The sequence below is a fragment of the Sphingomonas sp. TX0543 genome, from assembly GCF_048565505.1.
Lineage (GTDB): Bacteria > Pseudomonadota > Alphaproteobacteria > Sphingomonadales > Sphingomonadaceae > Sphingomonas.
This window is the reverse complement of sequence record NZ_JBLZUS010000002.1, coordinates 1,244,859-1,267,956: the sequence shown is the minus strand read 5'-3', so window position 1 is coordinate 1,267,956 and position 23,098 is coordinate 1,244,859. Positions and strand designations below refer to the sequence as shown.

Below are 23,098 nucleotides of genomic sequence, written 5' to 3'. Positions count from 1 at the left end.
GATCAGCAGCACGTCAGACGGCTATCCGCTCCTCGGGTGCGACAAGGCCCCGTAGCGTTTCAATCCGGTCAGCTTCGCGCACCGGCTTGTCAGCGCGAATACGATTGATGCGCGGGAAGCGCATTGCGAGCCCGGACTTGTGCCGTCTGCTCTCGTGGATCGAATCGAACGCAATTTCCAGCACCAGCGAGCGGTCGAGCTCCCGGACCGGCCCGAAACGGTTCACGGTGTGCGTTCGGACATGGTGGTCGAGCCATTTCAGCTCGGCATCGGTAAAGCCGGAATAGGATTTGCCGACGGGCAACAGTTCAGCGCCTGCCTCGGGATCGCCGTTCCAGCAACCAAATGTGTAGTCGGAATAATAGGAGGATCGCCGCCCATTGCCGCGCTGTGCGTACATGAGCACGCAATCGACCAGCAGCGGGTTGCGTTTCCATTTATACCACAGGCCGGTCGGGCGACCGGCAACGTACGGGCTGTCGCGGCGCTTGAGCATCACGCCCTCGATTGCCTGGTCGCGCGCGCCATCTCGGATCGCGCCGAGCGCTTCGATCGAGGTGGCGGGTACGATCGCGCTCAGATCGAATCGCATCGGATCAAGTCCTGCTGCGAGTCGCTCGAGCCTCATGCGTCGCTTGTCCCACGACAACGGCCGCAGATCCTCTTCACCCACCAGCAAAACGTCGAACAGGCGAACGAAAGCGGTGAATTGTTCCAGCATCTTACGCGAGACGGCCTTGCGATTGAGTCGCTGCTGCAAGGCGTTGAAGCTGGCCGCACCACCCTGCTCGCCGCCTTGGAAAACACCACGCACCAGCAATTCGCCGTCGAGAACGACCGGCTCCGTCAGTAAGCCGAGCAGTTCAGGGAAACTCTGCGTGATATCGTCGCCGGAACGCGAGTATATGCGGGTTTCCGTACCGTGCACGATCTGCACCCGAATACCGTCCCATTTCCATTCGACCACATATTGTTCGAGATCGACGACCGTTTCGCCGAGCGGGTTGGCGAGCATGAATGGTCGGAACAGCGGCGCGCCGGCAGTGACAGGCGGCGGCCCACTACCGGCCGCCCAATCGAACAATTCGGCATAGGGCGCGCGCTGCCCGTGCCAATATTCTTCCACGTCCGCGACCGCCACGTCAAACGCTTGCGCGAATGCGACTTTTGCCAGCCGCGCCGAAACGCCGTTACGCATCGCGCCGGTTGCGAGCTTGAGCAACGCATAACGCCCGTTCGCATCGAGCCGATCGAGCAGCGCGGGCAAATCGTGCCGCACTGTCGCGCGCGTCATCGCGCGCAACAGTTCCACCGCCTCGCTAAGGGTGGGCGGCAGCGGATGCTCAGTCGGTTCCGGCCAAAGCAGACTGACGGTTTCGGCCGTATCGCCCACATAATCGCGCGACAGGCCGAACAATATGGGATCGACGCGTTCCGCAACTAGCTGGCGCACTATACCTGATTTTACGGCGGGAAATTCCAATTCGTTGGTAAGCGCAGCCAGTGCCCAGCCTCGATCGGGATCGGGTGTCTCGCGCAGATAAGCGGCGATCAGCGCCAGCTTTCCGTTGCGCGAGCGCGTATAGGTGAGCGCGTCGAGCAAGGCCGCGAACGCCTCCAAATTAATCCTCCTCGTCATATAGGCCGACTACCGAAAGCGCGCGCGCCGATCGCTGATGAAGCTCGCACCAGCGCAGCAGCCCATCTTCCCTGCCGTGCGTGATCCAGGTTTCCGCCGGATCCACCTCCGCGATTGTCTGCGTCAATTCGTTCCAGTCGGCATGGTCGGAGATCACCAGCGGCAGCTCGACATTGCGCTGCCGCGCGCGTTGCCGCACGCGCATCCAGCCGGATGCCATCGCCGTCATTGGCTCGGGCAGTCGTCGGGCCCAGCGATCGTTTAACGCGCCAGGCGGGCACAGCACCATCCTGCCTTTCATCGCCTCTCTGGGCGTATCCATCACCAGTGCCAGCGGCCCCAACGCCACGCCATGTTCCTCATAAAGCGCGCACATCTGCGCCATCGCGCCATGAAGGTAGATCGTATCGTGATACGCGGCGCGACGCAGCTCGGCGATAACGCGCTGCGCCTTGCCGAGCGCATAAGCGCCGATGAGGATGCAGCGCTCCGGATTGAGCGCACGCGCTTCGAGCAGATGGGCGATCTCCCGCTCGATCGGCGGGTGGAGGAACACCGGCAGACCAAACGTCGCCTCGGTGACCAGCACATCGCACGGCACCGGCACGAATGGTGCGCAGGTTGGGTCGGCCCGGCGCTTGTAATCGCCGGTGATAACGATCCTTTCACCCGCACATTGCAGCAATATCTGCGCGGATCCAAGCACGTGGCCCGCCGGCACGAACGTCGCCGTCACACCGCCGGGCAACTCCACGGTCTCGCCGTAAGGCACCGGCACCGATTTACCCGCCTCGCCATAACGCAGCGCCATGATGGCCAGCGTTTCCGGGGTGGCGAAAACGCGCGCATGGCCGCCGCGCGCATGATCGCCATGTCCGTGAGTCACAAGCGCCCGCGCTACGGGCATGCCCGGATCGATCCAGCAATCCGCAGGCGCGACGTACAACCCCGCCTCGCCGGGCCTGACCCAGCTACCGTTACGCACGCGCGGCACCGGCAGGCTCTGGCGGCATGGTGCGGCTTAAAAACACCGCTGGCAGCCGCATCAGCTTTTCGATCTTGTCGTAGTTAAGTGCTGAGCGCGCACGCGAAGAAAACGTCGCGCGCGTCATTGTCTGTCGCTTTTTCGTCAACCAGCCCATTGGCCGGTCCCCGCACGCGCAGTCGATTGTTCGCCAAAGGGAACTCTTCGTGATGTCTGTGGTTCAGGCAGCGGACCCAATCCACAGAAACTAAAAGGCGGCTCGCTGTAGCGAGCCGCCTTCTTTATCTCACCGCTCATAACGCTTTCACCCGCACGTGGCCGGGTTTCAACAATGATTATCAAGCGGATTCTGCGGTCGTATTGACCTTCGCGTGGTGCCCTTCCTCGTCCGATCGGATCGTGCCGCCGAACAGCATCTTCACCTTGCCCGCGATGGACAAATCGGTTTCCCACAATTCCGCATTGTCGATGTCCACACGCAACAACGCGAGGTTCGCATCATCCTTGCCGCCCGGAAACCATGCCTCAACCTGCTTGTTCCACAGCTTGTCAATCTGGGCCCGGTCGTTATCCACCCTGGCATTGCCGTGCAGGCAGGCGAAGAAATCGTGCCCCTTTGACACGAACTGGAGCATCAACGCGCCGCCGTCTGCAACGCGATTGTCGCGCCCGATGAAGAAGAACAACGTGTCCACCTGATCCTCGTCGAGCTGCGCCGTCAGCGGCTCGCTATGCGTACTGCCATCCGCCTGGCCGACCATCAGGAACGGGCTTTCCGACAGCTTCTTCCACAGATCGCTCTTCAACTTCTTCGCGTCGTTTTGGGTATCAGTCATGCACTCTGCTCCTCTCGGTTAATCCGAAGAACGAGGAACGAGGGCGTTGGTTCATTGCCGAATGTAGCGAAGTTTTTAGTCGTGCGCTCAAGCGGTCAGCGCAAACCTTCGGCAGTGATCGAGGTATCCGGCTTCGTGCTCACTCGCGAGCACCATCACGCTGCGCCATAACCATGATGGCGCGGCGAGCCTCTCATGCGCCTGGTGAATCAACTTGTTCCGCCACAGGCGCCGCTGCGACGGGGATAATTGCCGTGAATGGGCCAGGCCCACGATATAGGCCAGATATTCGGCCGCGGCGATCGCTTCCTTACGCGAGAATTGTTCGACCTCGATCTTCAGATCCTGCGGCGCCAACTGGCGCATCACAACCGGCCTTGACATCAACCGCGCAGGGATCATCCGCTCGCCCAGATTGGGCGCCAGCGCTTTGGCGCCAGCAACCACCCGCTCAGCGGCATCGCCTGGCATCTCGGATTCGGCCGCTGTGGGAACAACGGCCGGCACTGCTTCCTTGATATCAACCAGGGCGAACCGTTCTCGCCTGCTGCGCTTGCGGGAAACCCCAAGCAGCACGGCGTAGCGCAGCTTGCCCAGCGAGCTGCACCCTTTTCGCCAATATGCCGCGTCGACAACGCGAATCGTGCCTTTGCCGAGATTGGCGAGCTCAAGCGCCCGATCCACAATTGCCGGCTGCTCGAATAGTGCCGTGATCGCGTCCCGCTCCCGATCAGTCAGCTCCCAGAAGCGTTTGCCCAGCGGAATTTCCGGTTCGATGTCCTTGAGCCGCTCTTTGGCGAGGCGGTGCCAGCCGCGCCCGATCGCCTCGCGGCGGACCGAGCGGACCACGTCCGGCTCCATCGGATCGGCCCCGGCGTCTTTGGCGAGCGCCCGCGTGTAACCCCTTATCATCGCCTCGATCATCTGCGCGGTGGTGACGCCGGGCAGATCCGAGCTGCGCGCTGCCGTCTGCAATGACAGGCCAAGACGGATCAGATCATGGGCAGGATTGCCGATTACCGTCTGATCGAGATCACGGATCTGGATATCGACGCGGCCGTCAGCATCCGCGAGCGGCCCGAGATTGCCGAGGTGGCAATCTCCGCAAATCCAGATCGGCGGACCTGCCGGGATCAGCTTCGCAACGGTCGATTCTTCCAACCAGCGATAGAATTGTGCCGTGTTCCCACGCACATACGCGTGCACGGAACGCGCCATCTTTAACGCGCGAGTGCGCTCGAGAACAGCGGCGCGCTCGTTCGGCGATACGCTCAACGCTGCCGCCAGCGCGGATTTATGACGATCATTTGTTCAAGCATCCCCTATGCACCGATCGACGGACAAAGCCCGGCCTGGTCGTGCTGGTTCCGTTACAAATTCGTCACGTTGAAGCCGGTAGCGCTTTCATTGCGCACGCTGCGTTCCGCAGATCAGCGACGAATTTGTCATATTCCTCGATCCGGCGCGCTTCGTCGGGCAAGCGCAGCAGGAAGCTGGGGTGCACGGTGACGACCGCAGCGCCGCCATCGGGCAGCTGACGCAACGCCCCGCGCGCGCTGCTCACCGTCACTGCGGTGCCGAACAGCGATCGCGCTGCCGTCGCCCCCAGCGCGACGGTGATGCGTGGGCGAACCAGCGCCAGTTCCTGCTCGATCCACCAGCGGCATGCGGCAATCTCTCCAGCATTGGGCCGTTCGTGAATCCGTCGCTTCCCGCGCAATTCGAATTTGAAATGCTTCACAGCGTTGGTCACATAAGCGGCGGTGCGATCGATACCGCTCTCCGCAAGGGCGCGATCGAATATCTGACCGGCGGGGCCGACAAACGGCCGGCCCGCCAGATCCTCCTGATCGCCGGGCTGCTCGCCGACGAACATCATCGCCGCGTCCGACGGCCCCTCGCCGAAAACCGTCCGGCTCGCGCATCGGTGCAGATCACATCGGCGGCAATCGGCCGCCTCGTCACGCAGTTTTGCCCAGGTAGCCGCCGGATCGGCCACCGGCTTGCTCCGCGCGTTCGTCACCATCGTCGCCTCCCGCGCCTGCGCGCCGGCGATCAACTCAGGGATCAGAGCGGTTTCGGGCATGTTCTTCCAGTATTTGCGCGGCATTTCGTTTAGCATCGCACCGATCTTCACCCGCGCCGGATTGAAGATTGAGGCATAATAGGTTTTCCACATCTCCTCGGCCTGATCGGCGCTGGGCGCATCGGCGCGCCGCGCGGCCGGACCTTCGAAAAGCCTCGTGCCATCCCAGTGGATGGACAGCCGTGGGGTAAGGATCGACCAGCGCATCGCCGCGAATCGATCGACGAAAAAGGCAGCATTTGCCCGAACGATATGGTGCTCCGGCTCATGCCAGGCGACATGGCGAACGCCGCCATGATCCTCCACCTCGCGAAAACGGAGAAACGCGCGCATCTTGTGGATATCTCGCCTCACCGCGGTGGCCAGACCCTCGATCCGCCCGATCAAAGGATCGGTTCGGTCCCCGATGCCGATCGACTTTCGCGCTAGCCGCCACAACAATGCATGGAGCAATGCGAACCGCTCGCGATCGCCATTCAGGATGGCAAAGCGGGCAAGATCCATGAATGCACGCGGCACGGACAGTTTGACCGGCTCGGCGGCCGAAACCACGTTTTCCTCGCCAAACAACTCGCCGGTTTCGGAGCCGACTACCCACACGACCTGTTCGGGCGGCACGTCCGCGGCGACCAGCTTGCGCACGGCTTCGCGCCAGCCATCAAAATCATCCTCGCTTGTAAGTGTCACGCGGTGCATGTCGGTGATCTCACCCGAACAATTCCATCTGCCGCGGGGCAGGCTTCACCAGCGTCGTTATATCTTCCCGATCCGAAAGCATCACCGGCCGCCAGTCGCTTGCGATCAGGAACGGCCGCACCTTCGCCATCGGCACTTTCAGCCGCGCGATATCCGCAAGCCCAAGTCGGCGCCAGCGTCGCGCAGTCAGAATCCGGTCGACGGTCCGCGCTCCAAGCCCCGGCACGCGCAGTAACAGATTACGCGGCGCACCATTCACGTCGACCGGAAAGGTTCCGCGAAACTTCAGTGCCCAGGCTAGTTTGGGATCGATGTCCAGCGGCATCATGCCTGTGACATCATCGGCGGCAGCGGCCACTTCACCCGGGCCAAATCCATAGAATCGCATCAGCCAGTCGGACTGATAGAGACGATGCTCTCGCTCAAGCGGGGGTCGCTTCAGCGGTAGAACTGCGCTGGCATCCGGGATGGGAGAAAAGGCCGAATAATAAACACGCTTTAGCGCGAACCGGTCGTAGAGGCCGGCGGCGCGCGTTACGATATCGCGGTCGGTAGCCGCATCGGCGCCGACAATCATCTGTGTCGACTGCCCTGCCGGAGCAAAGCGCGGCGCGTGCCGATATCGTCGCCTGGCATCGCCAGTATCAATGATATCACGCTTCATGCCATCCATCGCGCCTTCGATCTGGGCCGTCTGCTTTTCGGGGGCGAGGCGCCGCAATCCGGCATCGGTCGGCAACTCGACATTGATCGATATGCGATCGGCATGAAGCCCGGCGCGATGGATCAATGCCGGATCGGCGTCCGGGATCGTCTTGAGATGGATATAGCCGCGAAACTGATGATCCTCGCGCAACGAGCGCGCCACCTCGACGATCTGCTCCATCGTATAATCGGGCGATTGTATGATCCCGGAGGAGAGGAACAATCCCTCGATGTAGTTACGCCGGTAAAAGGACAGCGTCAGGTCGACCACTTCCTTGGTGGTGAACCTTGCGCGCCTGACATTCGAGCTCTTGCGATTGATGCAATAATGGCAGTCGAAAACGCAGCTGTTGGTCAGCAAAATCTTTAACAGGGAAATACAGCGACCGTCGGGCGCATAGCTGTGACAGATGCCCATGCCCTGATCGGTGGAGCCCAGCCCCTTGCCGTCGCGCGAGGTGCGTTTCACCGAACCGGACGATGCGCATTATGCATCGTATTTCGCCGCATCAGCGAGATGGCTAGTTTCTGACGCGTATCGAGTTTACTCATATGTTCGTTATATGTTCTTTTCGCGCGTCTGTCATCATTCGTGAGATGGTCCGTTCGCGGATCATGATGCAGCGGATCCCGCCCGATCCGATCGCATAGCAGCGCAACGGAAAAGGACGGGGCGTCTCCACCCCGTCCTCCCCCTGAAACCTCCGCGCGGCTAGGCGCGGCAGGTTCCTCCCCTAGAACTTCGCGCCCGCGCGGATGCCGATCGTGCGCGGTGTGATCGGGACGATATATGGGCGCTGATAACAGGATCCGCATTCCAGGAACCGGGAAATCTGGCCGCGCTCGTCCCACAGGTTCGTTGCAAATAATTCGATCGTGTAATTGCTGCCGATCTCGGCGCCGACTGCGAGATTGCCGGTGGTATAGGCTTGGAGCCGCCCGAGCAGTGCCGCCGGATTGACGATCGCGTTGGTGCCCGTTTCGTAAACAGCCGTGCGGACATCGGACGACGCGGAGCTTTGGTATGCCACCAGCGCCTGCACATAGACCTTCGATGCGGTGCCAACCGCCGCCGTATAGCGTGCCGTGCCGTTGATCTTGAACTGCGGCGTGATCGGCAGGCGAGTGCCCGCTGGGGCGGATACGATATTAGGATTGCCGCTGTCGAGGGTGCCGGTGCACTGGAATGTCGGATCGGCTTGCAGGCACAGGTTCTGCCGCGTCTTGGCATCGGTGTAGGCGCCGGCCACCGTCAGCGCGAGCGGACCGGCGTTGATGTTTGCATCCATCTCGATGCCGCGAATGCGCGCGTTCGGGCCATTCTGGATCACGGTGAAGCTGTTCGCGCCCAGGAACGCAAACTGGAAGCTATCCCAGTCCTGCTGATAGACCGCACCGTTTATCCGCAGCCGGCCATCGAGCAGCGTCGTCTTCCAGCCCAGCTCGTAATTGGTGAGGAAGTCCGGCCGATAGTCGCTCACGTCGGTGCGCCGGTTAATGCCGCCGGGGCGGAACCCGCGCGACCAGGTGGCGTAGAGCATCAGCTGATCGCTCGGCTTCCACGTCAGGTTGAATTTGTACGTTACGCCCTGCCCCTGGGTTCGCTTCGGGATGAGGCCGGTGCCGGAAACGGCGGCGAGATTGGTGCATGGCCCTCCGGCGACCGCCGGGGGAAGGAAGGGCGCCGGCGTTTGCGGGTTATCGCCATTGACCATCTGGCCGAGCGTCTGGCCATTGGTGAGATAGCAGGAAACAACGCCGGTTTTGGAACTTTCTGAGCCGTTATAAGGAGATGCGGTATATGGAACGCCGCTGTCCCCCGCGCCCGGATTGCGACCGAAGCCAAAGAAACCGATCAGCGAGTTATCATAGATAAACGCGCGCGCGCCGGCGGTCGCGGTTAGCTTGGGCAGGATGTCGAAGCTTGCCTCCCCGAACATCGCATAATCCTTGTCCACGCGATGTTGCTGGGTGAGCCATAACGTGCCCGGGAAGCCGTTGACCGAGAGATCAGGCGCGAGGCCTTCGACCCGGTAATCCTGATGAATCAGGTTCGACTGGCGCTGGTAGAAAGCCCCTGCGACCAGCCGGAAGCGCTCCGTGCTTGGTGAGGCGACACGGATTTCCTGGCTGGTCTTCTTGAAATGATCGGTGCCGATCACGCGCTGGCGCGGATCGATCGTATTGCCAAGGGCATCCTTGTACGCGAAGTAATTCGCGAGGCCGCCCTGCGATTGATAGAGCGAATCATAGGCCTCGGCGTAGTCGGTATAATCGCTCGACTGCGTGTCCCGCCGGTCGAGGTAGGCACCGGCATAGGTGACGTCCCAGTTGCCGAGCTTGCCCTCGATCGTCAGCGCCCCCTGGATGAAGCGGTCGCGACGATATTCCGGGAAGAAATGCTGGACCTGAAGGTCGCCGACCGACGGATCATAGCCATAGCTGCCGTGGCTGCGCTGCTCCTGATAGAGAACCGTCGGCGTAACCGTCCAGTTGTTGTCCAGATCGACCTTCAGCGCCGCGCGTCCGCCCCATGTCTCGGTATCGTTATAGTTCTTCTTCACGAAGGCGTTGTTGTTGACGCTGATGCCGCCCGGCCCGCACGGATTGGCTTCCGTCGACGGCCCGCAGAAGGTGCGCGTGCCGGCCACATTGTCGATATAGCCGGCGTCCTTCTGATAGAAGCCGACCACGCGCAGGGCGACGTTCTCCGAGAACGGGGCGTTTATCATCCCCTCCAGCTTGCCGCCGATCCCGCCATTGTTGACGGTGTTCACCTCGCCATCGACACGGCCGTAGAAGCCGGCCGTGTCCGGCTTGTTTGTGATGATGCGGATCGTGCCGGCCTCGCTCGACGCGCCGTAGAGCGTACCCTGCGGCCCGGAGAGGCTCTCGATGCGGGCGACATCGTAGATATGGATATCGAGCGTGCCCCCGATCGTCGTGACGGGCTGCTCGTCGAGATAGCTGCCGACCGATGGCAACGAGCCGGAATGGTTGCCGTCGCCGCCCGATGCGACGCCGCGCATGTACACGGTCGTCACGCCGGGCTGCGAGGTCTGGAACGCGACCGAGGGGAGAAGCTGGGTATATTCGTTGAAGTTCGAGATGTTGAGCTGATCGAGCTTGCGCGTCGACAGCGCCTGGATCGAGATCGGCACCGTCTGGATATTCTCGTCACGCTTCTGCGCGGTGACGATGATGTCGCTCATCGCGTCGTTAGAGGCAGGGCGGGCGGGGGCTGGATCGGTTGTCTGCGCCATGGCCGGAACGGACAGGCCGGTCGAAACCAGCAGCGAAACCAGCACGCGGTTCTTGAAACTTGCCACCTGTTGCCCCTCGATGACTAATTTGTTGCCAGACTGTTGCTGCTTTGCGTTCGGGTCAATCGGGGAGTTTCCGCACGCGCGACAATGCCGGGAGAGCGTGGCAGATTTACAACGACGCCGAAACGACGCCGCGCCTCACAGCATTGCGGCGATCATCACCACCGCCGCCCCGCCCATCAGCGCCGTCGCCGCCCAGCCGAGCCAGCGGATCGGGCGCGGCGCGACGAAATCGCCCATCACGCTGCGGCGCGAGACGAGCAGCAGCAGCACGATCATCAGCGGCACTGCCACCACCCCGTTGATAACCGCGCTCCAGAACAAGGCGCGCATCGGGTTGATCGGGGAATACTGGATCATCAGCGCCGCCAGCACGCTGATCGCGATCACCGCATAGAAGCCGCGCGCATCCGCCGCCTTGCGCTCCAGCCCGGTCTTCCAGCCCATCGCCTCCGCCATGGCATAGGCGGCCGATCCGGCCAGCACCGGCACGCCGATCAGGCCGACACCCAGGATGCCGATCGCGAACAGCAGAAACGCGAAGTCCCCGGCGATCGGCCGCAGCGCGCTGGCCGCCTGCGCCGCCGTCTCGATCGTCGTCACCCCGCTGGCGTGGAGCGTCACCGCCGTCGCCAGGATGATGAAATAGGCGGTGATATTGGAGTATCCCATCCCGGTCCACGTATCCCACGATATGCGGGAAAGCTCCGCCGCCGCTTCAGCCGGTGCGTCGATCAGTGCGGGCGCATCGCGCAGATCCTCCACCTCCTCGGATGCCTGCCAGAAGAACAGATACGGGCTGATCGTGGTGCCGAACACGCCCACCACCAGCGTCGCCGCATCGCCGTTCAGCTTGAAGCGCGGCCACACCGTATGCGCCAGCACCTCACCCCAGGGTACATGGACGGTGAACAGCACCGCCGCATAGGCAAGTAGCGATATCGTCAGCCATTTCAGGAATTTGACGTAGCGGTGATAGGGCACGAATATCTGCAGCCCCAGCGTGACGAGCACGAACACCACCGTCATCACGTGCCGCGCGACGCCCGTCACCAGTTCCGCGGCCTCGCCCATCGCGGCCACGTCCGCCGCGATGTTGAGCACGTTTGCGATCAACAGCAACGCCACCAGCGCCCGCAGCAACGCCGGCGAGAATGCGCGCTTGATGTTCGCCGAAAGGCCCCTGCCCGTCACCCGGCCGAGCCGCGCGCACATCACCTGCACCGCCGACATGAGCGGATAGGCGAGCGGCATCGTCCACAGCATGTCGAAGCCATATTGCGCGCCGGCCTGCGAGTAGGTCGCGATGCCGCTGGGGTCGTCGTCCGCCACCCCGGTTATCAGCCCGGGGCCAAGCCGCCGAAGCGGCGCCAGCAGGCCGCGCCGCGCGGGCCGTGTCTCGGCTGGCGGGCCCGCTTCGGCCGTCACGCGAAGCTGGGGACGCTGGGGTATAGATCGATCACGTCGCCCAATGCGGCCTCCAGCTGCCCGAGATGCGTGGCGAACGGCTGCCACGCCTTGTCACCGCCCCGGAAAATCGGCTGGCGCACCTGTTCCGAACTGGCGGTGCGCACCGCCCGCTCGGTTTCGTGAAACGACAGGCACGCCGGCTCGAACGACAGGCCGAGCGCGTCGAGCAGCGCCTTGATGCCGGCCACCGGCGCATCGACCAATTGCTCGTGGATCACGCGCTGAACCGCGCCCGGTTGAGCCGCGTCCATCCGCGCCATCAGGCGGACATAATCGCGATAATAACGCCCCATGTCCTCCAGCCCGTAGCTGAACCCCTGCCCGCGCGCGAAATGCTGTTTGAAATTGGAAAAGCAGCAGGCGAGCGGATCACGGCGCGCGTCGATGATCCGCGCATTGGGCAGGATCAACCGGATCAACGGCACATGCAGCCAGTTGTTCGGCAGCTTGTCGATGAAGAATGGCCGCCCGGTCCGTCGCTGCACCGATGCACGCCGCAGATATTCCTCGCCGAGCGTGTGCGCCTGCTCGCGCGTGAGAGTGGCGAGCCCGCGCGGATAATCCGCCACGCAGCGCGCCATCGCCGGCATATCGGGCAGTTCGGTCGTCCCCTCCACTTCGCTGTGGCTCGACAATATCTGCTCGATCAGCGTCGATCCGGCGCGCGGCATGCCGAGAACGAAGATCGGCTCGGGCGAGGCGCAACCCCAGCCTGCGCGTGCCGCAAAGAAATCAGGCGTAAGCATCGTCGACAGCGCATCCACCATCCTGGTGATCGCCGCGGAATCATAGCCGAGCTGCGCCCGACGCGCGGCGTTGCCGGCCGCATAATGCGCGAACGCGCGATCGGCCTCGCCGCGATCCTCCAGCGCCTTGCCGAGCGCAAAATCGAGGTGGAAGGCATCCTCGATATCCAGCCCGTCTTGCTGCCGGGCCTGCGTCATCGCGGCAATGTCCGCATCGCTGAAGCGGACGGTCTTGAGATTGGCGAGGCTCCACCACGCCTCGCCCAGCGCGGGCTGCAGGTCGATTGCGCGACGATATGCAGCGACGCCATCGCGCTGACGCCCGAGTGTTTTGAGCATGTGGCCATAGCTCATCCACACCTTCGGCTGTTGCGGCGCGGCGGCGAGGACGCGCTCGTACAGCGCGATCGCCTCCTCGAACCCGCCGAGCCGCCCCAGCGCAGCGGCTTTCAGATTGGCGTGGCCGATATGCTCCGGCTCGGTCGCAAGCAGTTCGTCCAGCTCGATCAGCGCCTCGGGCGCGCGGTTCTGGCGATAGAGCACCAGCGCGAGATTGGCGCGCGCCGCGGTGAAAGCCGGCGCCAGTTCCAGCGCGCGACGCAGCAGGCTCTCCGCATCCCGATTGCGCCCGATCCGCCCCGCCAGCTCCGCCAGCATCCGAATCGCGCGCGCATCGAACGGATCGTCCTTCAGATATCGCTTGAGCAGCGGCTCGGCGATATGAAGATGCCCATCGTGCAGCGCCAGCGCGGCATCGAGCAAAATCGGCGGATAGGAATTGGCTGCAACGGTCGCCATCGAGCGCGACGATGATGCGAAGCGCACGCCGACGCAAGCTGCTTGAGCGCCACCCGCCGCTCGCTCGGCCCGCACCCCTTGCCTTCGCGCGCCGCCGCCGCTATTTCCACAGCCCATCCGACAGCGAGGACGGGCTTCACCGTTTCCCTGATGACAGGGAAGCGGTGGCGGGCCTATGCCTCGCTCGGCACGTTTGCGAAGGCGCTACAGTGGCGAAGACGTCCCCGATCGAATTCATCCGTCAGGTTCAGGCTGAAACCCGCAAGGTCGTCTGGCCGTCACGGCGCGAAACCGTGATGACCGCGGTGATGGTGCTGATCATGACGACGATCCTCGCGCTGTTCTTTCTCGGCGTTGATACGGTCTTCGATCAGGTCGTGAAGGGCCTGTTGCACCTCGCAAAGTAAAGGGACAGGGTTTCACGCACATGGCGCGCTGGTACATCATCCACGCTTATTCCGGTTTCGAGGGCAAGGTCCGCGATACGATCATCACCGAGGCGGAGCGGCTCGGCCTTTCGCAACTCGTCGAGCAGATCGAGGTGCCGACCGAAACCGTCACCGAGGCGCGCCGCGGCAAGAAGGTGGCGGTCGAGCGCAAGTTCATGCCCGGCTACGTCCTCGCCAAGCTGGCGATGAACGACGACGTCTATCATCTGGTCAAGAATACGCCGCGCGTGACGGGCTTTCTCGGCTCCTCCGGCAAGCCGCAGGCGATCAGTGATGCCGAAGCCGCCCGGATGCTGAATTCGAAGGACGAGGCCGCCGCCGCGCCCAAGCATCAGGTGAAGGTCGATTACGAGATCGGCGATTCCGTGAAAGTGCTCGATGGCCCGTTCGCGAGCTTCAACGGCACCGTCGAGGAACTCGATTTCGACAAGTCGAAGGTCAAGGTCTCCGTTTCGATCTTCGGCCGCGCCACGCCAGTCGAGCTGGATTTCGAGCAGGTCGAGCGCAGCAAGTAACCCGCGGGCGGCACGCGGGTAGCAGGGCTATCCGCGAAACGCCGGCCAGCGCGTCGCGTCGCCGGCACGTCTGCGTTTTGTCTGGCTATCAACTAAGCAAGCGAAACCCGGTCGCTGCCGCCGCCACGATAACCGGCGGCCCGGCCAGTCGTGCCCATTTGCCGCGCACCGCGCCCCACCCCGCCGTCCCCAGCACCAGCGCGAGCGCGGCCGCGATCGTCGTCCAGAGGTAATAGCGCAGTTCCGCCGCCACGCCGAGCGGCGCATAGCCGAGCGCGTAAAGCAACCCGGACCACGCCAGCACCCGCGCGGCAAAGCCGGTGGCGCCCGCCCACAGCAGCCCGATGAGCAGCGCGATCCACACGCAGGGCCAGCCGAGCGGCGTTTCCCCGCTTCGGCACGCAAGCCAGTCCACGGCACGGACGATCGCGTTCGGCCTCACCGCGAAACCCCACTCGTTCGGTGGCGCGACCACCTGCACCGGGCGATCGACCGAATCGTGCGCCAGCAGCCGCGTCTCGATATTCCAGTGCGCCAGGCGGTGTTCGGCATAGGCGAACGGATGACGCAGGATCGCGGCCAGCCAGAACATATGCGGCTCGATATGCTGGCGCGCGAAGGCGCCGCGCACCCGCTCGAAACCGATCGGGCATGGCGTATCGACCCACCAGGCATAGCTGTCCCACTTGACGGGATTATAGCAGCGCCGGTTCACCGCCACGGCATCCGCCATGCCAAGCGGGGGGAACTGATCCTCGCCGGAAAAGCGCGTTATCCCGCCGAGATCGAAGATGATGAGTGACAGTTCCACGCCGCTCGGCTTGGCGCCGGTTAGCCGATTCGCCAGCGGCATGGCCCCCGCCAGCAGCGCGAGCATCACCGCGCCGCCCGCCACCAGCCGCCACGGCCGCTGCCGCCACGCCGGCGGCAGCGTCCACAAGGCCAGCGGCAGCGTGGCGAACACCGCGTTGAAGCGGAGCATGGAGGCGAACAGCAGCAGCAGGAACGCCGCCACTCGCAGCGCTCGCTGCCCGCGCGCGCGCTGGTCTGCCAGCGCGCACAGCCCGACGGCGGACAACAAGGCCCCCGCCATCAGGCTGTCCTTGATGATCGTCGCCATCAGCGCGGCCGACAGCGGCAGCAACGCAACGCACCCGATCGCCAGCGCCCGCCTGCCCCGCCCCGCACGCACCGTAGCGACGATCAGCAGGACGAAACCAAGCGCATACAGCCCTAGCTGCAGCGCCAGCATCGGCGCGGGGCCATGCGCGAGCGGCAACAGCTGCCGCCACACCCATTCCATCGCCGGCGGGTGCCAATCGTCGAATTCGCCGCTCAGCGCCTGATCGTATTGCCGCAGCGAATCCCATGTGACGAGGCCGGCCCAATAGGCGAGCGATCCCACGCACCCGATCGTCAGCGGAAGCAATGCCCGCGCGATCGCGGGAAGGGCAGACGGCGGGGAATCACGCTCCATACGCCAGGCGTAGGTCGCCGCGCGCGAAATGGAAACTGCCCGCCTATCGCCCGATCGAGAAGGCGGCGCGATAGGCCGGCTTCACCGCGCGCAGCACCGCCGGGGTCACAGGCAGGGTCACCTCATACGCGCCCTCTGCATAAGGCCCGGCGACATAGGGATCCGCGATGAGGCCGATGCGATCGATCCGCTTGCGGTTCGACGATCCAAGCAGAACGGTCAGGTCGCCGACCTTGGGGCACTGGCTGAACATATCGTCACCCGCCGGGCGCGCGCCGCGTCGCGCGGTGCGCTCGGCATCCAGCTTCGCGCAATAGGGCTGGGAGACCGCCGCCTGCAGCGCCGCCGAGGATAAGAATATCGCCTTGGGGTCCAGGGGGCGGCCAGCGCTCTTGTCCCACACCAGCGTCAGCGATCCCGGATTGCCATGCGCGCCGCCGGTAAAGCTGTAGACATCGCCGGACAGGCTCAGGAAGCGCGGGGTGTCCGTCACCACTTTCCACGTTTTCTGTGCTTCATAGGCGTTGAATGGATAGCCCCCCTTGCGCGCCGCGCGCCGCCCCTCCGCGGCGTCGGTAGCGATGCTTGCGCGCAGCTTCGCCTTGTCCGCCTCCAGCCAGCCGCGCAGCGCCGGAATGCGGGCGGCTTCGGCGGGATAGCTGTAGGTGAATTTATAGTCCTGCGTGGCGGCGCGCTGCTGCGCCACCGCGCCCGTCGCCACCGTCAGCACGATCGCCGCACTCATCAGAATCCGCATCGGCTCTCCTCCCGCCATTGCCGCTCCGCGAGACGCGCGGCCCATGGCGATTGTTCCGCCTGCGGGCTGGAAAGCAAGCCGTATCGCGCTTAGGCAGCGAGGAAAGTCAGGTGGAGGTAGGTGCATGAAGCCGCTGGAAGGCATTCGCGTCGTGGAGCTTGCGCGCATCCTCGCCGGGCCGTGGTGCGGCCAGCTGCTGGCCGATCTCGGCGCGGACGTGACCAAGGTGGAACGCCCCGGCGCGGGCGACGATACGCGCCACTGGGGGCCGCCGTTCCTGCACGATGCCGAGGGCAAATCGCTGGACGCGGCTTATTATCACTCCACCAATCGCGGCAAGACCGGCGTGGCGATCGACATCGCGACGCCGGAGGGTCAGGCGGCGGTGAAGCGGCTGATCGCCGGCGCGGATGTGGTGATCGAGAACTACAAGGTCGGCGGCCTCGCCAAATACGGGCTGGACGCCGCGACGCTGCGCGCGGCCAACCCGCGCCTGATCGTCTGCTCGATCACTGGCTTCGGCCAGACGGGGCCCTACGCGCATCGCGCCGGTTATGATTTCATCATCCAGGGGATCGGCGGCATCATGTCGCTCACGGGCGAACCGGATGGTCCGCCGCAGAAGACCGGTATCGCCTATGCCGACATCTTCACCGGCGTCTATTCGGCGGTGGCGATCCTTGCCGCGCTGCGCCGCCGCGACGTGAGCGGCGATGGCGCGCATATCGACATGGCGCTGCTCGATACGCAGGTGGCCGTGCTCGCCAATCAGGCACTCAACTGGATGGCGAGCGGCAAGGTGCCGCACCGCATGGGCAACGGCCATGCCAACCTCACCCCCTATCAGGCGTTCGCCTGCGCGGATGGCGAGTTGATCGTCGCGGTGGGCAATGACGGTCAGTTCGCCAAACTGTGCTCCGTGCTGGGCCTCCCGCTGGCGGATGACCCGCGCTTCGCCACCAACCCGGCGCGGCTGGCAAACCGCGATGCGCTGATCCCGATCCTGACGCGCACCATCCTCGACTGGAACAAAGCGGCGCTCGCCGAGGCGCTGGAGGCGGCGGGCGTGCCGGCAGGGCCGATCAACAACGTCGACGAGGTGTTCGCCGACCCGCAGGTAATCGCGCGCGGGATGCGCCTGGCGCTCGATGGCGTGCCGGGCGTGGCGGGGCCGATCGTGATCGATGGCGAACGGATGGTCGCGGGAAAGGCCTCACCGCGCCGGGCGGGGTAATGAGGGCACGAGCACGGTGGAGCGCCTGAGCCGAGGCATGGCCACGCCGCGCTCGAACCTCACGTGGCGTTCTGGCGCGCCTCCGTAACGATGTGCCGTGCCATATGCGGCAAATAGTCCATCTTGCCGATCGAAAGCCCCGCCTGGCGAAAGAGCGCATAGACCATCGTCACATGGAAATAGAAGTTCGGCATGATCCAGTCGCGAATGTCATCTTCCGCCGACATCGCGAAACGCACGCCATTGGGCAATGTGAGGTCCACGATCGCGTCGGGATCCGCCCATCCGCCCGGGTCGGATCGATCGATGTGCGACAGGACCGCCGCGATCCGTTCGCGAATTTCAGCGAACGACCGATATGGCGTTTCTTCGAGCGGGATCGCCTCGCCGCCGACCTGCGCAATCGCCAGCAATATCTGATTGAGCGCGACACGGAACTGCAGCTCGAGCGGAAACATATCGTCGGATAGTTTCACGGAGAGCACGTCGTCCGTCAGCCCGGCCTGCTGCGCCTTGCCGAGAAGGTGATCAAGCGTACCCAGCATATTTGCAAAGGTTGTCAATGCGAAGCGCGCGTAAGACATTGATTTACATCTGACTTTCCGGGTGACGATGCCAGTCTATTCCTGATCGCGGTCGACCCGCAATCAAAACTCGGCGGCGGTCACTTCCGCGATCGACTTCACCCCCTCACGCCGCATCCGCTCGCGCAGCCCGCGCACGATCCGCCGCGCAATCCCCGGCCCCTCGTAAACCATCGCGCTATAAAGCTGGACGAGGCTCGCGCCAGCGCGGAGGCTCTCCCACGCGTGATCCGCCGTGGCGATGCCGCCGATCGCCACCAAGGGCAGTGCCGCCCCGGTCGCCGTGCGGAAATCACGCAGCCGTTGCAACGCCAGCAGGCGCAGCGGCGCGCCGGAAAGACCGCCCGCCTCCCCGGCATTGGCCGAGCGCAGCGGCGGACGCGTGATCGTCGTGTTGCTCACCATCAGCGCGCCGAGCCGCCGGTCGAGCGCGGCGCGGGCGATCGCGTCCACATCGGCGGGCTGGAGGTCGGGCGCCACCTTCAGGAATACGGGCACCGCGCCCGCCACCACCGCGAGCACGCGATCGAGCAGATCGTGCAGCGCGCCGACATCCTGCAACGCGCGCAAGCCCGGCGTATTCGGGCTGGAAATGTTGAGCGTGAGATAGCTCGCGTAAGGCGTCATCAGCTGCGCCATCGTGACATAGTCGGCGATGCGATCGGCCGAATCCTTGTTTGCGCCGATGTTCACGCCGACGATCCCGGCCCGGCCGGCCCGTGCCGCAAGCCGCTGCGCCGCCGCCTCGCCGCCCGCGCTGTTGAAGCCGAAACGGTTGATGACGGCGCGATCCTCGGCCAGCCGGAACAGGCGCGGGCGCGGGTTGCCGGGCTGGGGCAGCGGGGTGATCGTGCCGACTTCCGCGAAGCCGAAACCAAGCCCTAGCAGCGCGTCCGCCACCTGCGCATCCTTGTCGAACCCCGCTGCCATCCCGAGCGGATTGGGAAAGCGCAGCCCCGCCACCTCCACCGCCAGCGCCGGATCGGCGGCCGGCAAGGCGCGACGCGGCATCAGGCGCAGCGCGGCGATCGTCAGGCTGTGCGCCCTCTCCGGATCGAGGCGGAAGATCGCGGGGCGGATCAGGTCGTAGGCGGTCGGCACGGGCGCTCCGGCGGATGAATGTGCCGCGCGCTATCCGCGCTCGCTCGCCGGGGCGCAAGGGCCGTGCATTGCACCGCCACGACAATCATTGCAGCGCTGCAATACCGCCGAGACGATCGCCCCTGACAAGCGCGGACGACAGCAACCGGGGGTGCCGCATGTTCCGCATTTCGATTCTGACCGCGACGTTGATGCTTGGCGCCTGCGCCACCGATCGCCCGCCGCCTCCCCGCCACGACGGTGGCCCCGGCCATCACCGCCCGAACGGAGATGGCCAGCCGCACTATCTTTTCATCAGCCCGATGGGCGAACCATTCCGGGTCGCGCACCCCGAAAAGGCGTGGTTCGACGCGGCCGACGCCAATCACGACGGGCGGATCGATCGCGCCGAATTCCGCGCCGATGCGATGCGCTTCTTCAAGGTGCTGGATCGCAACGCCGATGGCGAGATCGATCCCGACGAAATCGATATCTACGAAACCCGAATGGTGCCGGAAATCCGCGTGCGCGACGCCGGCGCTGCGCGTGGCACGGCCCCTGCGGGCGGGCGCAGCGGAGGCGGCCATGGCGGCGGTCGCGGTGGCGGTGGCGGGCGCCGCGGCGGTGGATTCGGCGGCGAGGGCGGGGAAGCATCCGGCGGGACCGCGCCCCGGCCCGCGCGCGAGGACCGGCAAGGCGCCGCACGCTGGAGCTACCTGTCGCTGCCCGAGCCGGTGACGGCGGCGGACACCAATTTCAATCGCGGGATCGATCCTGGCGAATTCATGCAGGCGGCCGATCAGCGCTTCATCCTGCTCGATCGCAACGGCGATGGCTTCATTACCGAAAGCGAGCTTCCCGCCATCGACACCCACGTGCGCGGCGGATACGGCGGCCCGCGCGGCGATCATCCGTTCCACCGGCCGCCGCAACAGCAGGATGACCGCGACGAGGACCGCGCTCCGCCGCCGGGCCGAGAAACGAACTAACCCACGCAACAAGCCTGCATTCATCTTGGCTGGGTCATCACCGGGAAATCATGTCCACCTCATCTTTTGCCTCTCGCCGTTCGTTGCATTCCTCGATCGCCCTCGTGCTTTGCGCGCTCACCTACGCACCCGCCGCAACGGCGCAGGAGGCGAGGCAGCCAAGCGCCCCCGCGGCCGAAACCGATGCGACGCAGCAGGAAGATATCGTCGTGACCGGCCAGGCCCTGCCCGGCTCGGTGGTCGGCGACATTCCGGCGGAGAACCGGCTGACCCCCGCCGATATCGCCGCTTACGGGGTCGATTCGGTCAGCGATCTGCTCGATCAGATTTCGGACCAGACCAGCAGCATCCAGGGGCGCGGGAGCAGCGGCCCGGTGGTGCTGGTCAACGGCAAGCGCATCTCCGGCATCAACGAGATCGGCGATCTGCCGACCGAGACGATTGCGCGCGTCGATATCCTGCCGGAAGAGGTGGCGCTGAAATACGGCTACAGCGCGACGCAGAAGGTGGTGAACATCATCCTGCGCCGGCGCTTCCGCGCGCATACCGTGAGCGCGGGGGGGGCGCGGCGACCGATGGCGGCGGCGGCAATACCAACGGCGAGTTAGGCATCACCCGCATCCACGACAGCCAGCGCGTCAACGTCACCGCGCGTGCCAAGACCAGCGCCTCGCTGCTCGAAAGCCAGCGCGGCATCATCCCCGATCCGGCCGCGAGCGATCCGGCCAACCCCTTCGCCAGCGATCCGGCGTATCGCACGCTCCAGCCATCGACGCGGGATTATTCGGTCAACGGCACCTACGCCTATCAGATCTCGCCCAAGCTCACCGCGTCCTTGAACGGCACCGCCGGCTATCAGACGAGCCGCGGGCTGACAGGCGGCGCGCCGCTATCGGGCGCGCTCGATCCGAACGAGATCGCCGCGCTTCGGCAGGACAGCGACAGTTTCACCGCGCACGCGGGCGTCACGCTGAACTACGATCTGTCGACGAGCTGGAAGCTGTCTTTCACCGGCACGTACGATCACAGCGATACGCGCAGCGACAATGACCGTTTCCAGAATCCTTTCGTGCGCGATCAGCATGCCGTGGCGATCAGCAACACGGCGGGCGCTTCCCTGCTTGCCTCCGGCCCGCTGTTCTCGTTGCCGGGCGGCAAGGTGCGCACCTCGTTCCAGATCGGCGGCAACGCGAGCCAGCTCACGTCCACCACGGATCGGCTGGGGAGCGCTGCGATGGCCAACGCGGTCACCCGATCGACCGGCAATGCGCAGCTAAGCTTCGACATCCCGATCACGAGCACCAAGACCGGCTTCGGCAGCGCGATCGGCACGCTTACGGCAAACGTCAACGGCGCGGTGAACCAGCTTTCGGATTACGGCACGCTCGGCACATTCGGCTATGGGCTGAACTGGACGCCGCGCACCGGGATCACCGTGATCGCTTCGGTCAACGAGGATCGCGTCGCTCCCACGCTGCAGCAGCTTCGCGGCCCGTTGCTCATCACTCCCAATGTCCGCATTTTCGATTTCACCACCGGGCAGACGGTGCAGGTATCGCAGATCACCGGCGGCAATCCCGATCTGAAGGCCGACGACCGGCACGTGTTCAAGCTTGGCTTCTCGCTGAAGCCGGTGTCGAAGCTCGATCTGACGATCAACGCCAATTACCTCAGCAGCCGGGTGAACAACCCGATCGGCAGCCTCAGCGGCGCAAGCCTGGTCGCGCAGAGCGCCTTCCCGGATCGCTTCTTCCGCGATCCCGAGACCGGCGACCTGGAAACCATCGATGCGCGGCCGCTGAATTTCGCGCGCGAGGACAAGGAGCAATTGCGCTGGGGCATCGTCTTCTCGAAGGTGCTGCGCGCGGCCACCCGCCCTGCCCCGCCACCCGGTGGTTGGGCCGCGTTCCGCAATCGCCAGCGCGGCGAGGGGGGCGGTCAGTTCGCGCGGCCGGGCACCGAAGGCGGGCCGCCGCCCCAGCCCGGCGCGGACGGTGCGCCGCCGCCGCCGCCGGATGCGGCGAACGATGTGGTGGTCAACGGGCAACGCCCCAATGGCGACGCGGGCAACCCGCCGCCGCCGCCTCCACCTGAAGACGCAGGGCCGCCGCCAGGTGGGCCACCGCCCGGGGGCTTCGGGCCGCCCAATGGGCCTGGCGGTTTCGGCGGTCCGGGTGGCCGTGGCGGGTTCGGCGGCGGGCGCGGCGGCTTCCGCGGCGGCGGCGGCAACGAGGCGCGGCTACAGCTGTCGATCTGGCATACATGGTCGATCCGCGACACGCTGATCCTGCGTGACGGCACCCAGCCGCTCGATCTGCTCGCGGGCGATACGATCGGTGCGATCACGCAGCCCCGCCATCAGATCTCGTTCAACGCCGGCGTTGTGGATAATGGCATCGGGCTGCGGCTGAGCGGCAACTTCAAGGGCGCGGCGACCACCAGAACATCCGCCACCCCGGCGATCGGCGATCTGCGCTTCTCGTCGCTGGCGACATTCAACCTGCGGCTGTTCGCGAATATCCAGAACCGCGTCCCGCATGAAAGCTGGGCACGCGGGCTGCGGGTGTCGCTGGGCATCGACAATATCTTCAACAGCCGCCAGCGGGTGACGGATGCGACAGGGGCGACGCCGCTCGCCTATCAGCCGGGTTATCTCGATCCGCTGGGCCGCACGATCAGCCTGTCGCTGCGGAAGATGTTCTGACGGCGGCGGGCCGCCACCCCAT

The 23,098-nt window shown here is 64.9% G+C and carries 19 protein-coding genes and 1 pseudogene; 6 read left to right on the top strand and 14 right to left on the bottom strand.

Annotated features, from left to right (window positions below):
* Positions 1 to 13 precede the first annotated feature (13 nt).
* The 10 genes and pseudogenes from ACM61V_RS06705 to ACM61V_RS06660 all read right to left on the bottom strand — a co-directional run bounded on the left by ACM61V_RS06705 (position 14) and on the right by ACM61V_RS06660 (position 13,287).
* Positions 14 to 1,621 (bottom strand): cisplatin damage response ATP-dependent DNA ligase, encoded by a 1,608-nt coding sequence (locus ACM61V_RS06705; RefSeq protein ID WP_137787191.1) that lies wholly within the window; start codon positions 1,619 to 1,621, stop codon positions 14 to 16.
* A 1-nt stretch (position 1,622) separates the two neighbouring features.
* Positions 1,623 to 2,633: a ligase-associated DNA damage response exonuclease gene (locus tag ACM61V_RS06700; protein ID WP_137787192.1), complete on the bottom strand. Its 1,011-nt coding sequence runs from the start codon at positions 2,631 to 2,633 to the stop codon at positions 1,623 to 1,625.
* Entirely contained in the window at positions 2,617 to 2,751 is a 135-nt protein-coding gene (locus ACM61V_RS06695; RefSeq protein WP_283214570.1) for a hypothetical protein, read from the bottom strand. Before ACM61V_RS06695 ends, ACM61V_RS06700 begins: the two co-directional genes overlap by 17 nt.
* 211 nt (positions 2,752 to 2,962) lie before the next feature.
* On the bottom strand, positions 2,963 to 3,460 hold the full coding sequence (locus tag ACM61V_RS06690) for a pyridoxamine 5'-phosphate oxidase family protein (protein ID WP_137787193.1): 498 nt from the start codon (positions 3,458 to 3,460) through the stop codon (positions 2,963 to 2,965).
* An 87-nt stretch (positions 3,461 to 3,547) separates the two neighbouring features.
* Positions 3,548 to 4,678: a DUF2252 family protein gene (locus ACM61V_RS06685; protein WP_419713901.1), complete on the bottom strand. Its 1,131-nt coding sequence runs from the start codon at positions 4,676 to 4,678 to the stop codon at positions 3,548 to 3,550.
* Positions 4,679 to 4,841: 163 nt separating this feature from the next.
* On the bottom strand, positions 4,842 to 6,242 hold the full coding sequence (locus ACM61V_RS06680) for a UdgX family uracil-DNA binding protein (RefSeq protein ID WP_137787195.1): 1,401 nt from the start codon (positions 6,240 to 6,242) through the stop codon (positions 4,842 to 4,844).
* Between the two features lie 10 nt (positions 6,243 to 6,252).
* Positions 6,253 to 7,499, bottom strand: a pseudogene (locus ACM61V_RS06675) (putative DNA modification/repair radical SAM protein).
* 182 nt (positions 7,500 to 7,681) lie between these two features.
* The gene (locus tag ACM61V_RS06670; RefSeq protein ID WP_349290323.1) at positions 7,682 to 10,276 is read right to left on the bottom strand and encodes a TonB-dependent receptor; all 2,595 of its coding nucleotides are present in this window, start codon (positions 10,274 to 10,276) and stop codon (positions 7,682 to 7,684) included.
* A gap of 135 nt (positions 10,277 to 10,411) precedes the next feature.
* A complete protein-coding gene (locus ACM61V_RS06665; protein ID WP_137787196.1) occupies positions 10,412 to 11,701 on the bottom strand; it encodes an NRAMP family divalent metal transporter in 1,290 nt (429 codons plus the stop codon).
* Positions 11,698 to 13,287: a tetratricopeptide repeat-containing sulfotransferase family protein gene (locus tag ACM61V_RS06660; RefSeq protein ID WP_137787197.1), complete on the bottom strand. Its 1,590-nt coding sequence runs from the start codon at positions 13,285 to 13,287 to the stop codon at positions 11,698 to 11,700. The genes ACM61V_RS06665 and ACM61V_RS06660 overlap by 4 nt, the downstream gene beginning before the upstream one ends.
* Before the next feature lie 209 nt (positions 13,288 to 13,496).
* Between ACM61V_RS06660 and secE the strand changes: the two genes are divergently transcribed.
* Positions 13,497 to 13,694, top strand: a complete 198-nt coding sequence (secE, locus tag ACM61V_RS06655; RefSeq protein WP_137787198.1) for a preprotein translocase subunit SecE — start codon at positions 13,497 to 13,499, stop codon at positions 13,692 to 13,694.
* A 20-nt stretch (positions 13,695 to 13,714) separates the two neighbouring features.
* Positions 13,715 to 14,251 (top strand): transcription termination/antitermination protein NusG, encoded by a 537-nt coding sequence (nusG, locus tag ACM61V_RS06650; RefSeq protein ID WP_137787199.1) that lies wholly within the window; start codon positions 13,715 to 13,717, stop codon positions 14,249 to 14,251.
* A gap of 88 nt (positions 14,252 to 14,339) precedes the next feature.
* Here the strand turns inward: nusG and ACM61V_RS06645 are convergent, their stop codons facing one another.
* Together ACM61V_RS06645 and ACM61V_RS06640 are read right to left on the bottom strand one after the other, a co-directional pair.
* Positions 14,340 to 15,728 carry a hypothetical protein gene (locus ACM61V_RS06645; RefSeq protein WP_249341578.1) on the bottom strand — a complete coding sequence of 463 codons (1,389 nt, stop codon included), beginning with the start codon at positions 15,726 to 15,728 and terminating at the stop codon, positions 14,340 to 14,342.
* Positions 15,729 to 15,771: 43 nt separating this feature from the next.
* Positions 15,772 to 16,485 carry a DUF4163 domain-containing protein gene (locus ACM61V_RS06640; RefSeq protein ID WP_249341579.1) on the bottom strand — a complete coding sequence of 238 codons (714 nt, stop codon included), beginning with the start codon at positions 16,483 to 16,485 and terminating at the stop codon, positions 15,772 to 15,774.
* Between the two features lie 124 nt (positions 16,486 to 16,609).
* Here ACM61V_RS06640 and ACM61V_RS06635 point away from each other — a divergent pair, with 124 nt between their 5' ends.
* Complete coding sequence (locus tag ACM61V_RS06635) at positions 16,610 to 17,719, top strand: CaiB/BaiF CoA transferase family protein (protein WP_137787200.1); 1,110 nt, start codon at positions 16,610 to 16,612, stop codon at positions 17,717 to 17,719.
* A 59-nt stretch (positions 17,720 to 17,778) separates the two neighbouring features.
* Here ACM61V_RS06635 and ACM61V_RS06630 read toward each other — a convergent pair whose 3' ends face one another.
* Together ACM61V_RS06630 and ACM61V_RS06625 are read right to left on the bottom strand one after the other, a co-directional pair.
* Positions 17,779 to 18,282, bottom strand: a complete 504-nt coding sequence (locus ACM61V_RS06630) for a DUF1993 domain-containing protein (protein ID WP_419713900.1) — start codon at positions 18,280 to 18,282, stop codon at positions 17,779 to 17,781.
* A gap of 84 nt (positions 18,283 to 18,366) precedes the next feature.
* A complete protein-coding gene (locus ACM61V_RS06625) occupies positions 18,367 to 19,404 on the bottom strand; it encodes a quinone-dependent dihydroorotate dehydrogenase (RefSeq protein WP_137787202.1) in 1,038 nt (345 codons plus the stop codon).
* A gap of 158 nt (positions 19,405 to 19,562) precedes the next feature.
* On the opposite strand from ACM61V_RS06625, the gene ACM61V_RS06620 reads away from it, so the two are divergent.
* From ACM61V_RS06620 to ACM61V_RS06610, 3 genes are all read left to right on the top strand, one after another.
* A complete protein-coding gene (locus ACM61V_RS06620; protein ID WP_171007599.1) occupies positions 19,563 to 20,372 on the top strand; it encodes an EF-hand domain-containing protein in 810 nt (269 codons plus the stop codon).
* A gap of 50 nt (positions 20,373 to 20,422) precedes the next feature.
* Positions 20,423 to 20,980 (top strand): TonB-dependent receptor plug domain-containing protein, encoded by a 558-nt coding sequence (locus tag ACM61V_RS06615; RefSeq protein ID WP_419713899.1) that lies wholly within the window; start codon positions 20,423 to 20,425, stop codon positions 20,978 to 20,980.
* Between the two features lie 227 nt (positions 20,981 to 21,207).
* Positions 21,208 to 23,076 (top strand): hypothetical protein, encoded by a 1,869-nt coding sequence (locus tag ACM61V_RS06610; protein WP_419713898.1) that lies wholly within the window; start codon positions 21,208 to 21,210, stop codon positions 23,074 to 23,076.
* Positions 23,077 to 23,098 lie beyond the last annotated feature (22 nt).